This is a genomic window from Streptomyces olindensis (assembly GCF_040645895.1).
GTDB classification, from domain to species: Bacteria; Actinomycetota; Actinomycetes; order Streptomycetales; family Streptomycetaceae; genus Streptomyces; species Streptomyces olindensis.
In genome coordinates, this window is record NZ_JBEYZD010000016.1 from 93139 (window position 1) to 107063 (window position 13925).

General features: G+C 72.5%; 11 protein-coding genes. 3 read left to right on the forward strand and 8 right to left on the reverse strand.

The genetic code is table 11. From position 1 onward, the window contains the following. The first annotated feature begins 3 nt into the window (after window positions 1-3). From ABZ948_RS13010 to ABZ948_RS13020, 3 genes are all read left to right on the forward strand, one after another. Window positions 4-2148: an acetate--CoA ligase family protein gene (locus tag ABZ948_RS13010; protein ID WP_359758971.1), complete on the forward strand. Its 2145-nt coding sequence runs from the start codon at window positions 4-6 to the stop codon at window positions 2146-2148. 122 nt (window positions 2149-2270) lie between these two features. Further along, entirely contained in the window at window positions 2271-3659 is a 1389-nt protein-coding gene (locus tag ABZ948_RS13015) for an OFA family MFS transporter (protein WP_359758972.1), read from the forward strand. Window position 3660: 1 nt separating this feature from the next. Continuing rightward, window positions 3661-5046 carry an OFA family MFS transporter gene (locus tag ABZ948_RS13020; RefSeq protein ID WP_359758973.1) on the forward strand — a complete coding sequence of 462 codons (1386 nt, stop codon included), beginning with the start codon at window positions 3661-3663 and terminating at the stop codon, window positions 5044-5046. A gap of 66 nt (window positions 5047-5112) precedes the next feature. Here ABZ948_RS13020 and ABZ948_RS13025 read toward each other — a convergent pair whose 3' ends face one another. From ABZ948_RS13025 to ABZ948_RS13060, 8 genes are all read right to left on the reverse strand, one after another. Then, window positions 5113-6165, reverse strand: a complete 1053-nt coding sequence (locus ABZ948_RS13025; protein ID WP_359758974.1) for a sugar phosphate isomerase/epimerase family protein — start codon at window positions 6163-6165, stop codon at window positions 5113-5115. 82 nt (window positions 6166-6247) lie between these two features. After that, complete coding sequence (locus tag ABZ948_RS13030) at window positions 6248-7660, reverse strand: alkaline phosphatase family protein (RefSeq protein WP_359758975.1); 1413 nt, start codon at window positions 7658-7660, stop codon at window positions 6248-6250. Further along, entirely contained in the window at window positions 7657-8826 is a 1170-nt protein-coding gene (gene eboE / locus ABZ948_RS13035; protein WP_359758976.1) for a metabolite traffic protein EboE, read from the reverse strand. The genes ABZ948_RS13030 and eboE overlap by 4 nt, the downstream gene beginning before the upstream one ends. A gap of 3 nt (window positions 8827-8829) precedes the next feature. Beyond that, complete coding sequence (locus ABZ948_RS13040) at window positions 8830-9741, reverse strand: TatD family hydrolase (protein WP_359758977.1); 912 nt, start codon at window positions 9739-9741, stop codon at window positions 8830-8832. Continuing rightward, window positions 9741-10541: an EboA domain-containing protein gene (locus tag ABZ948_RS13045; protein WP_359758978.1), complete on the reverse strand. Its 801-nt coding sequence runs from the start codon at window positions 10539-10541 to the stop codon at window positions 9741-9743. The genes ABZ948_RS13040 and ABZ948_RS13045 overlap by 1 nt, the downstream gene beginning before the upstream one ends. Continuing rightward, window positions 10538-11548, reverse strand: coding sequence for a sugar phosphate isomerase/epimerase family protein (locus tag ABZ948_RS13050; RefSeq protein WP_359758979.1), 1011 nt, complete (start codon window positions 11546-11548; stop codon window positions 10538-10540). Before ABZ948_RS13050 ends, ABZ948_RS13045 begins: the two co-directional genes overlap by 4 nt. After that, complete coding sequence (locus ABZ948_RS13055) at window positions 11545-12456, reverse strand: SCO3242 family prenyltransferase (protein ID WP_359759012.1); 912 nt, start codon at window positions 12454-12456, stop codon at window positions 11545-11547. The genes ABZ948_RS13050 and ABZ948_RS13055 overlap by 4 nt, the downstream gene beginning before the upstream one ends. A gap of 236 nt (window positions 12457-12692) precedes the next feature. Further along, window positions 12693-13877, reverse strand: coding sequence for an inositol-3-phosphate synthase (locus ABZ948_RS13060; protein ID WP_359758980.1), 1185 nt, complete (start codon window positions 13875-13877; stop codon window positions 12693-12695). Window positions 13878-13925 lie beyond the last annotated feature (48 nt).

Consider the following 13925-nt stretch of genomic DNA (forward strand, 5'->3'; position numbering starts at 1 on the left):
GTGATGGCCGAAGACCGGGTCCTGCGGGTGCGCTCCCTCCTGGAATCCGTGCGGGCCGAGGGGCGGACCGCGCTGACCGCGCCCGAGGGCAAGGTGATCGCCGACGCGTACGGGATCGCCGTACCGGGCGAGGAGCTGGCGACCGACGTCGACGAGGCCGTGGCGTTCGCCGCGCGCTTCGGCGGGCCCGTCGTCATGAAGATCGTCTCGCCGGACATCCTGCACAAGACCGACGCGGGCGGGGTGATCGTCGGTGTCGAGGGCGCCGCCGACGTCCGCGCCGCGTTCCACACCATCATCGACAACGCGCGTGCCTACGACGCGAACGCCCGCATCTCGGGTGTGCAGGTGCAGGAGCTGCTGCCGAAGGGGCAGGAGGTCATCGTCGGGGCGGTCACGGACCCGACGTTCGGGAAGGTGGTCGCCTTCGGGCTCGGCGGCGTGCTCGTCGAGGTCCTCAAGGACGTCACCTTCCGGCTCGCGCCGGTCGACGCCGACGAGGCGCTGTCGATGCTGGACTCGATCCGGTCGGCGGAGATCCTGCGCGGGGTGCGCGGCCAGGCGGGCGTGGACCGGTGGGCCGTCGCCGAGCAGATCCGGCGGGTGTCCGAACTCGTCGCGGATTTCCCGGAGATCGCCGAGGTGGACCTCAACCCGGTGATCGCGACGGCGGAGGGGGCCGTCGCGGCCGACATCCGGGTCATCCTCGCCGAGTCCCAGCCCGCGCCGCGCCGGAAGTACTCCCGCGACGAGATCCTCGCCTCGATGCGCCGGCTGATGCAGCCGCGCGCGGTCGCCGTGATCGGCGCCTCCAACGAACAGGGCAAGATCGGCAACTCCGTGATGCGCAACCTCGTCGACGGAGGCTTCGCGGGCGACATCCACCCGGTGAACCCCAAGGCCGATGACATTCTGGGCCGCAAGGCGTACAAGAGTGTCACCGACGTTCCCGGTGAGGTGGATGTGGCGGTCTTCGCGATCCCCGCCAAGTTCGTGGCCTCGGCCCTGGAGGAGGTGGGACGCAAGGGCATCCCGAACGCCGTGCTGATCCCCTCCGGGTTCGCGGAGACCGGCGAGCACGCACTCCAGGCGGAGATCGTGGCGATCGCCGAGCGGCACGGCGTCCGGCTGCTGGGGCCGAACATCTACGGCTACTACTCGACGTGGCAGGACCTGTGCGCCACGTTCTGCACGCCGTACGACGTCAAGGGCGGGGTCGCGCTGACCTCGCAGTCCGGCGGCATCGGGATGGCCATCCTGGGCTTCGCGCGCACCACCAAGACGGGCGTGTCGGCGATCGTCGGGCTCGGCAACAAGTCGGACCTCGACGAGGACGACCTGCTGACCTGGTTCGGCGAGGACCCGAACACGCAGTGCATCGCGATGCACCTGGAGGACCTCAAGGACGGGCGCGCCTTCGTGGAGGCGGCGCGGGCGACCGTGCCGAAGAAGCCGGTGGTCGTGCTGAAGGCCGGGCGGACGGCGGCGGGTGCCAAGGCGGCCGGTTCGCACACCGGTGCCCTGGCGGGCGACGACGCCGTGTACGACGACATCCTCCGGCAGGCCGGGGTCATCCGGGCGCCGGGCCTGAACGACATGCTGGAGTACGCGCGCGCGTTGCCCGTGCTGCCCGCTCCCCAGGGCGACAACGTCGTGATCATCACGGGCGCCGGCGGCAGCGGGGTGCTGCTGTCGGACGCGGTGACGGACAACGGGCTGTCGCTGATGGAGATCCCGCCCGACCTCGACGAGGCGTTCCGGAAGTTCATCCCGCCCTTCGGGGCGGCGGGCAACCCGGTGGACATCACCGGGGGCGAGCCGCCGTCGACGTACGAGGCGACGATCCGGCTGGGGCTGGAGGACCCGCGCATCCACGCGCTCGTCCTCGGCTACTGGCACACCATCGTCACCCCTCCCATGGTCTTCGCGGAGCTCACCGCGCGCGTGGTGGCCGAGTTCCGGGAGCGGGGGATCGAGAAGCCCGTCGTGGCGTCGCTCGCCGGGGACGTGGAGGTCGAGGAGGCCTGCCAGTACCTCTTCGAGCGAGGGGTCGTGGCGTACCCGTACACGACGGAGAAGCCGGTGGCCGTGCTCGGCGCGAAGTACCGCTGGGCGCGGGAGGCGGGGCTGCTGGGGGGCGGTACATGAGGTGAGGCAGCGGGGGGCCGGCCGACGGTGCGCGTCGGCCGGCCCCGGGACCCGCACGCGCACGAAAGGCATGGGACAGGGGGCGCTGGCCAGATCTTTCGACGCAAGGGGTGCGACACGACATGACAACGACCGATCTGCCCACCACGGTTCCCTTCCGGGAGGTCACCGACGCGAACGGACGCGTCTACCGCCTGGGTGAGACCGACATCGACATCATGGGGCGCAAACGCAAGTGGATGGTGATCCTGCCCTGGATCGGCATGATGGGCATCTCCTCCGCCGAGTACGCGTTCGCGTCCGCCGAGGAGACCCTGCACACGGCGCACAGCTGGAACAGCATGCACATCTTCTGGATGATGACCGTGTGGGTCTTCTTCCAGGCCGCGGTGGCCTTCCCCGCGGGCAAACTGCGTGAGAGCGGCAAACTTCCGGCCCGCTGGGCGATGATGCTCGGGGCGACGGGCACCCTGCTGGGCTACCTGTCGCTGGCCTTCGCACCGCACGTCGTCTTCGCCTACATCGGCTTCAGCATGTTCAGCGGCATGGGCGCGGGCATGGTGTACGCCACCTGCGTCAACATGGTCGGCAAGTGGTATCCGGAGCGCAAGGGCGGCAAGACCGGCTTCGTCAACGGCGGTTTCGCCTACGGCTCGGTGCCCTTCGTCTTCCTCTTCAACGGCTACATGGACCTCACCAACTTCCGCTGGGTGCTGGTGTCGGTGGGTGTGTTCCTGGCCGGGATCGTCGCGTGCTCCGGCTACTTCTTCAAGGACCCGCCGAAGAACTGGTGGCCCGCCGACATCGACCCGCTCAACCCGCCGGCCGACCCGCGCGCGGCCCGCTCGCTGCGCATGAACCCGCCGGCGGTGCGCCAGTACTCCCCCAAGGAGGCCTGGAAGACCGGCCGGGTGGCGCTGATGTGGTTCTGTCTGGCCTGTACGTCCGGCGTGAACATCTTCGGCATCGCCTTCCAGGTGGAGATCGGCGAGGAGGCCGGGTTCGCGGGCGGGATCGTCGCCACGGCCATGTCCCTGAAGGCGATCGTCAACGGCACCGGCCGCGGTGTCATCGGCTGGCTCTCCGACCTGTACGGCCGCAAGCGGTGCCTGCTCGTGGTGTGCGTCATCCTGGGCCTGTCCCAGTACGGCATCCTCTGGTCGGCGAACGCCGAGAACCTCCCGCTGTTCCTGGTCTTCTCCTCGATCTCCGGCTTCGGCGGCGGTGCCATCTTCCCGATGTTCGCCGCGCTCACCGCCGACTACTTCGGTGAGAACAACAACGCGTCCAACTACGGCATGGTCTACAGCGCCAAGCTCGTCTCCGGTCTGGGCGCCGGCATGGGTGCCGTGGTCGTCGGCGCCTGGGGGCACTCCGGTGCCTTCGTCCTGGCCGGTTCCATCTCGCTCTTCGCCGGGTGTGTGGCGCTGTTCCTGAGCCCGCCGGGACGCGACAAGGAAAAGCGCCGCATCGATCCCAACCCGCAACCGCTCGGCGAGGACACGGCCTGACATGACGGCAGATCCGTACGCAGCAAGCGACTCCCCCGCACCCACCGACGCCGCACACCGTCCCTACCGCGAGGTCATCGACGTCCACGGCCGCGTCTACCGCGTCGGCGAGAGCGACCGGGACATCCTCGGCCACTCGCGCAAGCTCATGGTGTACCTGCCGTGGGTCGCCATGATGGCCATCAGCGTCTTCGAGTACGCGTACGGCTCCGCGGAGGACACCCTGTCCCACGCGCACGGCTGGACGCAGAGCAACACGTTCTGGATCCTCAGCGTCTGGGTGTTCTTCCAGGCCGGCATCGCCTTCCCCGCGGGCTGGCTGCGCGAGAAGGGCATCCTGACCGCCCGTACGGCCATGTACGTCGGGTCCGGCCTGTGCCTGCTGGGGTTCCTCGCCCTGTCGCACCTGAGCAACGTGCTGCTGGCGATCCTCGGCTTCGGCGTGGTCGGCGGGATCGGCGCCGGGCTCGTCTACGCCACCTGCATCAACATGGTGGGCAAGTGGTTCCCGGAACGGCGGGGCGCCCGCACGGGCTTCGTCAACGGCGGGTTCGCGTACGGGTCGCTGCCGTTCATCTTCATCTTCAACTACGGCTTCGACACCGCGAACTACCACCGCGTCCTGGACCTCATCGGCTGCTACGTCATGATCGTGGTGCTGGCCTGCGCGTTCTTCTTCAAGGACCCGCCGAAGAACTGGTGGCCGGCCGAGATCGACCCGCTGACCTTCTCCGGCGACCGGAAGAACGCCGCGAGCCTCGCCAAGAATCCTCCCGCGGTACGGCAGTACACCCCGAAGGAAGCCATCAGGACCGGGATGCTGCCCCTGATGTGGATCTCGGTGGTGATGACCGCGGGCGTGTCGATCTTCGGCATCTCGTTCCAGGTCGACTTCGCCAAGGACGTGGGCTTCGGCCCGCTGGTGGCGGCGTCGTCCATGGGCGTGATGGCGGTCGTCAACGGCGTCGGCCGCGGGGTCGTGGGCTGGCTGTCCGACCGGTGGGGCCGCAAGTCCACCCTGGTGGTCGTCATCGTCGTGCTGGGGCTCGCCCAGTTCGGTGTGATCTGGGCGGGCGACCTCAGGAGCGAGTGGCTGTTCCTGTTCTTCGCGTTCCTCTCCGGCTTCGGCGGCGGCGCGTTCTACCCGCTGTTCGCGGCGCTCACGCCGGACTACTTCGGCGAGAACTACAACGCCACCAACTACGGGCTGGTCTACAGCGGCAAGCTGATCAGCGGCCTGTTCGGCGGCGGACTGGGCTCCATGGTGGTCGCGGCCTGGGGCTACAACGGGGCGTACGCGCTCGCCGGGGGCGTGTCGATGCTCGCGGCGGCCCTCGCGCTGCTCCTGCGCCCGCCGGGACGCGCCGAGGCACGCCCCGTGGGCTGAGCGTTCCCCCCACGTGAGGAGGCCCCTCCCCGGCCGGGGAGGGGCCTCCTCATGCCCGTACGGCCCTCAGCACTTCTCCCGCAGCGAGTGCAGGTGCGCGCTGGAGCGGCGCGCGAAGGTGAGGGACTCGGCCGGGTTGTCGTGCTCGGCCTGCCAGTGGTGGGCCAGGCGGTGGCCGCGCAGCCGGGTGACGGCGGAGATGAACCGCTGGTAGTCGATGTCCCCGTCGCCGACGTCGACCATGCGGTAGCCGTACGGGTTCGACGGGTCGCTCTCGCCGTCCTTCACGTGGAACAGCGGGTAGCGGTCGGGCTGCCGCAGGACGTAGTTCAGCGGCTCGAACGGCGCGGGCGTGCCGTCGGGCCGCTTGGAGAACCGGAACTGGCCGACGTACGCCCAGTAGATGTCCATCTCCAGGTAGACGAGGTCGGGGTCGGTCTCCTTGAGCAGGACGTCGTAGAGGCGGACCTTGGGGTTGTCGGTGGCGAAGGAGAACTCCTCGGAGTGGTTGTGCTGGTAGAACTTCATGCCCCGGGCCTTCGCCGCGGCCCCGTAGGTGTTGAAGTCCTCGGCGGCGCGCTTCCAGGCGTCGACGGTCGAGCCGTAGCGGAACGGGCCGGCGGCCGTGCCGATGTGCTTGAGGCCGAGGGCCTGGGCGTCGTCGAGGACCTTGGTGAGGTTCTGGGCGAAGGTGTAGGCGTTCGGGTCGCTGGAGTAGTAGCCGACGTGGCTGCCGATCGGGTTCAGGCCGTGGCTGCGGGCCAGTCGCCTGAGCTGGGCGAGCGTGATGGGGCCGGCCGAGCCCTGGGTGTAGCCGGCGAACTCGACCTCGTCGTAGCCGTACTTCTCCAGTTCGGCGAAGACGGGGCCGAAGCCGAGGGTGGAGACCTTGTCGCGCAGGCTGTAGAGCTGGATGCCGAGGCGGCCGGGCGGCAGGACGGGCCGGCCGCGGCCCTTGGCGCCGGACGCGGTGGCGGCCCCGGTGTCGCCCGTGGCGGCCGTCGCCGGGGCCGCGGCGCCGAGCAGGGCGGCGGCGGTGGCGCCCGCCGCCACGCCGAGCATGCCTCGTCTGCTGAGGCGGTGGGTGAGTTCGGGGTCGGGCTGGGAGAAGCGGCTCATGGGTGGAACTCCTCGTGATCGCGGGGCGTTGTCAGTGGTGAGTGCTTCACTTGTGACCAGTCGGTGACCGAGGGTGACGACCTCAGGTGAGACCGGCGAGTCGGAGCAGCAGTGACTTCACATCGGTGGCCGCGACGCGGTCGCCGACAGCGCGGGGGGTGGAGCAGATGAGGAGCGGACCGTCGTCGTCGCTCGCCGGGAGGCGGCCGTGGCTGCCGCGAATAGGTGAGGGGTCCAGGGGCACGACCGCCATGCGGTAGCGCAGGCCGAGTTTCTTGCGCGCCAGAGCGGTGGCCGCCTTGACCTTGACGTAGGGGTCGAGGGGATCCATGAAGAGTTCGACCGGGTCGTAGCCGGGTTTGCGGTGGATCTCGACGAGCCGCGCGAAGTCGGGTGCGCGGTCGTCGTCGAGCCAGTAGTAGTACGTGAACCAGGCGTCGGGCTCCGCCACGGCGACGAGTTCGCCCGCGCGCGGGTGGTCGAGGTGGTGGGTCTTCTTGCCCTCGTCGTCGAGGAGTTGCTCGATGCCGGGCAGGCCGTCGAGGGTGGCCCGGGTGGCGTCGAGGTCCTCGGGGCGGCGTACGTAGACGTGGGCGATCTGGTGGTCGGCCACCGCGAAGGCACGCGACGCCATCGGGTCGAGGTACTCCATGCCGTCCTGGGTGTGCACCTCCAGCAGGCCGGCGCGGCGCAGGGCGCGGTTGATGTCGACGGGCCGGTTCACGCGGGTGATGCCGTACTCGGACAGCGCGACGACCGTGCGGCCCTCGGCGCGGGCGTCGTCCAGGAGCGGCGCCAGGGCGCGGTCGAGATCGGCGGCCGCCTTCAGGGAGCGCGGGTCGTCGGGGCCGAAGCGCTGCAGGTCGTAGTCGAGGTGCGGGAGGTAGCAGAGCGTCAGGTCGGGGTGCCGGGTGCGGATGATGTGGCGGGTCGCGTCGATGATCCACCGGCTGGAGACGAGGTCCGCTCCGGGGCCCCAGAAGTGGAACAGGGGGAAGGTGCCGAGCTTCGTGGTGAGTTCGTCGTGGAGGTCGGCCGGCCGGGTGTAGCAGTCGGGTTCCTTGCGGCCGTCGGCGTAGTAGATCGGACGGGGGGTGACGGTGATGTCGGTGTCGGCGCCCATGGCGTACCACCAGCAGATGTTCGCCACGGTGTAGCCGGGGTGGGCGCGGCGGGCGGCGTCCCAGAGCTTGTCGCCGGCCACGAGCCCGTTGTGCTGGCGCCACAGCAGGACGTCGCCGAGTTCGCGGAAGTACCAGCCGTTGCCGACGACGCCGTGCTCCGAGGGCATGGTGCCGGTGAGGAACGTGGACTGGGCGGCGCAGGTGACGGCGGGCAGGACGGTCCCCAGCGGGGCGACGGAGCCGGACCGGCCGAGGGCCTTGAGGTGGGGCATGTGGTCGAGGAGACGGGAGGTGAGGCCTACGACGTCCAGGACGAGCAGCGGGGTGGGCCGGTCGGCACCGGCCGGGGCCGGGTGCTCAGGGGTGCTCATGGCAGCTCCTTCAGGCCGAGGTCCGTCAGCAGGTCGCGGGCGAGGGTGAGTTCGGCGGCGATGCCCTCGGCGAGCTGGGCACGGCCCTTGGGGCGCAGCTCGGGCGGGAGGGCCTGCCAGGTGTAGGTCTCGACCTCCAGGTGGCGGGTGAGCGGGGCCGGGCCGCCGACGAGGCGGGTCAGTGCGGCTTTCAGGACCGGGAGTGTGGAGGTGAGGGGTGCGGCGGGCGCCGCGTGCAGGGGGACGTGGAAGTGGGCGCGCCAGGGTGAGGCGTCCGGCAGGGCGTGGCCGGCGAGGGCCTCGTCGAGGTCGTCGGTGGCGCGCAGGCCGGCGGCGGTGGAGGTGCGGGTCTGGTGCAGGAAGCGGGGTTCGGCGAAGGCGGCGAGGGCCTCGCGGACCTCCGGCAGATGGGGGTGCTCGGCGTGCAGGGCGGCCGAGAGCTGGGATTTGACGACGGGCACGCGGGCGTCGGTGAGCGCGTCCAGGGCGGTGTGCGGGTCTTCGAAGGAGGTGGCGAGATGGCAGGTGTCGACACAGATGCCGATGCGGTCGTGGCCGATCGCGGTGAGCGGGGCGATGGCGTCGCGGGTGGTCTCGACGACACAGCCGGGTTCCGGTTCCAGGCCGACGCGGAGGGAGCGACCGGTCAGCTCCTCGAGGGCGTCGAGGCGTTCGGCGAGGGTGCGCAGGGCGGTGCGGGCGCTCCGGGCGCGCTCGTCGTCATAGGCGGTGCGCCAGGCCAGGGGCAGGGTGGAGATGGTGCCGTCGGTGACATCGTCGGGGAGGAGCCCGGCGAGGACGCGGGCCAGGGCCGTCGTGTGCTCGAGGCGTTCCGGGTCGGCCCAGTCGGGCTTGTAGACGCGGTACTTGACCTCTTCGGCACCGAAGCCCTCGTAGGGGAAGCCGTTGAGGGTGACGACCTCGAGGCCCCGCCGGTCCAGCTCGGTGCGCAGGGCGCGCAGCGCGGAGGGGTCGGTGACGAGGGCGTGGGCGGCGTCCTTGGCGAGCCACAGCCCGATGCCGAGCCGGTCGCGGCCCAGGCGGCGGCGGACGGGTTCGCAGTGGTCGCGGAGCTGGGCGAGGACGCCGTCGAGGGTCTCGGCGGGGTGGACGTTGGTGCAGTAGGCGAGGTGGACGATCGAGCCGTCGGGGTGGCGGAAGCGCATGGCTCACGCCCCCGCGGCGGGGACGCGGGCCGGCACGTCCGGGCCGGGGTCCGGCTCGTGCGGGTCCTTCGGGACCCCGCGCAGGATGGAGTTGCCCTCGTGGGTGGCCTCGGTGCCGGTGACGTCCAGGTCGAGGCGGCCGCTGAGCCCGTAGAAGGCGACCGGGTTGCGCCACAGCACCTGGTCGACGGTGTCCTCGTCGAAGCCCTCGGCGAGCATCAGGTCGCCGACCTTGCGGGTCTTGAGGGGGTCGCTCCTGCCCCAGTCGGCGGCGGAGTTGACCAGGACCTGCTCGGGTCCGTAGGCGCGCAGGATCGCGACCATCCGCTCCTCGTCCATCTTGGTGTCCGGATAGACGGAGAAGCCCAGCCAGCAGCCGCTGTCCCTGGCCTCCTTGACGGTGGTCTCGTTGAGGTGGTCGACCAGGACGCGTTCCGCGGGCAGGGCCGACTCCCGGACGACGTCCAGGGTGCGGCGCAGACCGGCGAGCTTGTCGCGGTGCGGGGTGTGCACGAGGGCCGGCAAGCCGTGGTCCGCGGCCAGTTGGAGCTGCGCGGCGAGGGCGGTGTCCTCGGCGGGGGTCATGGAGTCGTAGCCGATCTCGCCGACCGCCACGACGTTGTCCTTGACGAGATACCGGGGCAGTTCGTCGAGGACGGGCACACAGCGCGGGTCGTTCGCCTCCTTGGGATTGAGGGCGATCGTGCAGTGGTGGGCGATGCCGTACTGGGCCGCGCGGAAGGGCTCCCAGCCTAGGAGGGAGTCGAAGTAGTCGCGGAAGGAGGCGGGCGAGGTGCGCGGCTGACCGAGCCAGAAGGAGGGCTCGACGACGGCGCGGACACCGGCGGCGTACATGGCCTCGTAGTCGTCGGTGGTCCGGGACGTCATGTGGATGTGGGGGTCGAAGATGCGCATCAGGACTCCTTGCCGTGGGGGTGGTCCGTTCCGGGGGCCGGGTTCACGGACTCGGTCAGGTCCAGGACGCGGTGCAGGTCCTCGGGGACGGGGCGGCCGGCGGCGGTGCGTTCGGCGGCGTAGTCGGCCAGCATGCGGGCGAGTTCGCCGTCGCCGCGGGCGCGCCCGGGCAGATCGGCCACATGGTCGACGGGGACGCCGGTGAACAGGCACTTCAGCACGGCGTGGCGCCATGCGTGGGGGGCCAGGTGCCGGGCGGCGTACGGGCCGACGGCGGCGGTGAGCAGCCGGGTGTCGTTGGTGCGCAGGGCGTCCTCGACGAGCGGGAGTGCGCCGGGGCCGGAGACGAGGTGGGGCAGGGCGTGCAGGACGGCCCGGCGCTCGTCGGCGGTGCCCTGGAAGTAGACCCGGGTCAGGGCGTCGGTGCCGGCGCGGGCCGCGTCGAGGATGAGCACGCGGGCGGCGTCGGCGTGGGCGGCGCCGCAGCGGCGGCCGGCCTCGGCGAGGCGCAGTTCCCACACGGAGATGGGCCCGTGGATGCCGGGGTGCGCGGCGGCCTCGTCGAGGGCGTGCTCCAGCCAGGCGCGGGCGGCAGGGTCGAGGTCGCTGGTCAACCGGTGGCGGAGGCCGGTGAGGGAGGGGAGCGTGGAGGGAGCCGTGCCGGGGGTGGGCGCCGTTCCGGGAGCGAGTGAGTCGGGAGCGGGCGGGTCGGGGGTGGGTGAGTCGGGGTGGGTTTCGGTGCTGGGGGCGTCCGGGGTGCTGTCGGTTCTCGCCGTCGGCGTGGCGCGGGGGTGGGTCATCTGGTGCTGCTCCCTTCAGGGGTGGCGGAGGGAGCGCCGTGGGGTGGCGCGGCCTGCTGGAGGGCCGGGGCGGGGGACGGCGGCGCGGCGGCCGCGACCCGCTCGGCGTGGCGGAGGAAGGGCAGGGATCGGGCGGCGAAGTGCGGGCCCGCATGGGAGTGGCGGGGCAGTTCGACGACGGTCAGCCCCTGGTAGCCGGTGGCGGCGAGGGCCGCCAGGACCGGCGGGAAGTCGATCTCCCCGTCCCCGAAGGGGAGGTGCTCGTGGACGCCGCGCCGCATGTCCTCGATCTGGACGTGCCGCAGCCAGGGGGCCGCCTCCCGGACGCAGTCGGCGGGGGAAAGGGGTTCGAGGCACTGGCAATGGCCGATGTCCAGGGTGAGGCCGAGCGGCTCGGGGTCGCCGAGGGCGCGGCGCAGACGGTGGAAGTCGGCGAGGGTGGCGAGGAGGTGGCCCGGCTCCGGTTCGACGGCGAGGGGGACGTCCGCGGAGGCGGCGGCGTCCAGGACGGGGGTGAGCGTCTCGGCGAGGCGCTTCCACGCGGTGTCCGTGTCGGTGCCCTCCGGGACGATGCCGCTGAAGCAGTGCACCGCGTGGGCGCCGAGGTCGGCGGCGACCCGGACGGCCCGTACGAGGAGGTCGACGCGGCGGGCCCGGTCGTCGGGGTCCGGGTCCAGCAGGGACGGGCCGTGCTTGCGGCGCGGGTCGAGCACATAGCGGGCGCCCGTCTCCACGGTGACGCCCAGGCCGAGGGCGTCCAGCCGTCGCGCGACCCGGCGGGTGCGGGCGGCGAGGTCGGGGGCGAGCGGGTCGAGGTGCATGTGGTCGAGGGTCAGGCCGACGCCGTCGTAGCCGAGGTCGGCGAGGAGGGCGAGCGCGTCGTCGAGCCGGAGGTCGGCGAGGCCGTTGGTGCCGTACCCGAAGCGGAGGGAGGCCCGAGTGCCGGGTTCGGCGGGCGAGGTGGCCGTCGCGAGGCCGGCCGGCGCCTGGGGTGCTTCGTGGCTCATGTGACGCTCACCTTCTTCGCGAACTTGGCTCCGAGCGGGGCGAGGGCGGCGATGAGAAGTGCGCCGGCCGTGCCCCGGGCGCGCGCGGTGAGGGCGGCCTGGAGGGGGATCGTGGCGCGGATGCCGGCGCCGACGGCGCGTTGGGTGAGCGGAGGTGACGGGTTCAGGGCGGCGTGGACATAGGGGCGGGCGGTGGTCGCGGCGTAAGCGGCCGCGCACGCGGTGGTGAGCAGAGCAGCCGCGGACGGGGGCTCGGGGACGGGCCGGACGGAGTGGGGGTCCTTCGGCCCGCGCGTGGTCACCGGTGGGCGACCGGTCGCCGAGCCCGTAAGCCGGTGTGTCACCTGACGGGTCAGCAGGGCGGTCGTCGCGAGGGCCGCCAGCGGGGCCAGGGGTGAGCCGCCCCGGGCCTCATGGCGGGAGACGGTCGTCACGGCGACGGTGTGGGTGCCGAGGAGGGCCGCGGAGGACAGGGCCCTGCCGGTGCGGCCGGTGGTGGCCGCGGCTCCCATGAGCAGGTCCAGGCCTCGGGCTGCGCCCATGGCCACGGGTCCGGCCGGGGTGTGCTTCAGGCCGAGGTCGTACGCCCAGACGGTGGCGGCCAAGGGTGCGGCCACGGTCAGGGCCGGTCGTCCGGCGCGGGCGGCCAGGGCCAGTCCGGCCGCGGTGAGCGCGCAGGCGGCGGTGAGCGCGGCGGCCGGCCGGATGCGGCCGGAGGGCAGAGGGCGGTGCGGGCGTTCGACGGCGTCGACGTCGCGGTCCGCCCAGTCGTTGAGGGCCATGCCGGCCTCGTAGAGGCAGAGGGAGGAACCGATGGCGAGCAGGGCGCGGGCGTCGGGCCGTGCCCCGGCCGCGGCCGCGCCGGCCAGGGCGTCGCCGGGGACGCTGAACAGGGCGGGCAGGCGCAGGAGTTCGGCCCAGGCGCGCCTGCGACGCGAGCGGCGGCCGGCGCACGCGCAGGGGGCGGTGTCACGCGCGGTGCCCTGGACGCCGGACGTGGACGTGGACGTGGACGTACCGCCCGCAGGCGCCCAGCGGGCCACGCCCCGCACAGCACCCTCGGCCTCAGCCTCGGTTGTCGACGTGCCCCCGGTGCATGCGGTCGACGTGCCCCCGGCGCATGCACAGGAGTTCCGGCGCTGCCTCACCGCGTCTCCCCCGGGGCGTCGGACCGCTCCCCCGGCCGCGGGCCTCCGCCCTCTCCCCCGGTCTGCCCCAGCCCGCGCCCGAACCGGACCAGTTCCTCGTACTGCTCGGACAGGCCGGCGGGCCCGTCCCCCACCGGGTCCTTGAAGTAGAACCCGAGAGCACCGAGGGGACCGGACAGGCCCGTCTCGTGGGCGCGGGCGGTGAGGCGGGCGAGGTCGAGCACCAGGGGGGCGGCGAGTGCCGAGTCGCAGCCCTGCCAGATGGTCTGGAGGACCATGCGGGTGCCGAGGAAGCCGTCGAAGGCGATGTGGTCCCAGGCGGTCTTCCAGTCACCGAGGGCGGGGACGTCGTCGATGTGGACCTCGCCCTCGGGGACGGTGCCGAGGGTGTCGGCGAGGACGCGTTCCTTGCCGGCGTTCTTCGCCGCGGCGGCGGCCGGGTCGGCGAGGGCGGCGCCGTCTCCGCCGCCGAGCAGGTTCGTGCCGGACCAGGCGCGGACGTGCAGCGCCCGCTGCGCGAACATCGGGCCCAGCACGGCCCGCAGCAGGGTCTGCCCGGTCTTGCCGTCGCGGCCGGCGTAGGGCAGGCCGCTGTGCTCGGCCTCGCGGGCGGCGACGGGGTGGTGCATGCCCTCGGAGGGGGTGAAGTTGACGTAGGGGCAGCCCGCGCGCAGGGCCGCGAGCGCGTAGAGGGTGCTGGCGGGCAGCGGGGCGCCGGGGCCGTGGGAGGCGGGTTCGGTGGAGGCGACGTTCACCACCACGGTCCGCTCCAGCGCGTGGCGGTGCGTGAAGTCGCGGATGTCGTCGGCGAAGGCCGTGATCAGGTCGGCCTCGCTCCTGGTGTCCCCGGGCGTGGGGCCGCCGGGCCGGATCTCCCGGTCGGCGGCGGTGAGTTCGGCGGTGACGGCGGTGGCGACGCCGGGTGGCAGGACGCCGCCGGCGGTCAGCGTCTCGGCGCGTTTGGGCAGGGGGCAGTCGACGGTGTCGTGGCCGCCGAAGACGAGGTCGGACAGGGCCGGGAGGCCGCTGCCGGTGAAGGCGGGGGTCTCGGTCACCATGCCGGTGGGCGGATGCAGTCCCGCGGTGACAGCGGCACACCCCGTGACGACGGTGGTGGCGACGGAGCCTCGGGCTCCGATCAGCCACACCCCCACACGCGGTCGGGGAAGGGACGCGGACATGGGCAGCCTCCTGGTCGTACGCGAACCCGGGGGGAGGGGGGAGACGGC

What these genes read in the sequence shown, in the direction of transcription:
- ABZ948_RS13010 (WP_359758971.1), top strand. Translation starts at nt 4, where the DNA reads ATGGCCGAAGACCGGGTCCTGCGGGTGCGCTCCCTCCTGGAATCCGTG.
- ABZ948_RS13015 (WP_359758972.1), top strand. Translation starts at nt 2,271, where the DNA reads ATGACAACGACCGATCTGCCCACCACGGTTCCCTTCCGGGAGGTCACC.
- ABZ948_RS13020 (WP_359758973.1), top strand. Translation starts at nt 3,661, where the DNA reads ATGACGGCAGATCCGTACGCAGCAAGCGACTCCCCCGCACCCACCGAC.
- ABZ948_RS13025 (WP_359758974.1), bottom strand. Translation starts at nt 6,165, where the DNA reads ATGAGCCGCTTCTCCCAGCCCGACCCCGAACTCACCCACCGCCTCAGC.
- ABZ948_RS13030 (WP_359758975.1), bottom strand. Translation starts at nt 7,660, where the DNA reads ATGAGCACCCCTGAGCACCCGGCCCCGGCCGGTGCCGACCGGCCCACC.
- eboE (WP_359758976.1), bottom strand. Translation starts at nt 8,826, where the DNA reads ATGCGCTTCCGCCACCCCGACGGCTCGATCGTCCACCTCGCCTACTGC.
- ABZ948_RS13040 (WP_359758977.1), bottom strand. Translation starts at nt 9,741, where the DNA reads ATGCGCATCTTCGACCCCCACATCCACATGACGTCCCGGACCACCGAC.
- ABZ948_RS13045 (WP_359758978.1), bottom strand. Translation starts at nt 10,541, where the DNA reads ATGACCCACCCCCGCGCCACGCCGACGGCGAGAACCGACAGCACCCCG.
- ABZ948_RS13050 (WP_359758979.1), bottom strand. Translation starts at nt 11,548, where the DNA reads ATGAGCCACGAAGCACCCCAGGCGCCGGCCGGCCTCGCGACGGCCACC.
- ABZ948_RS13060 (WP_359758980.1), bottom strand. Translation starts at nt 13,877, where the DNA reads ATGTCCGCGTCCCTTCCCCGACCGCGTGTGGGGGTGTGGCTGATCGGA.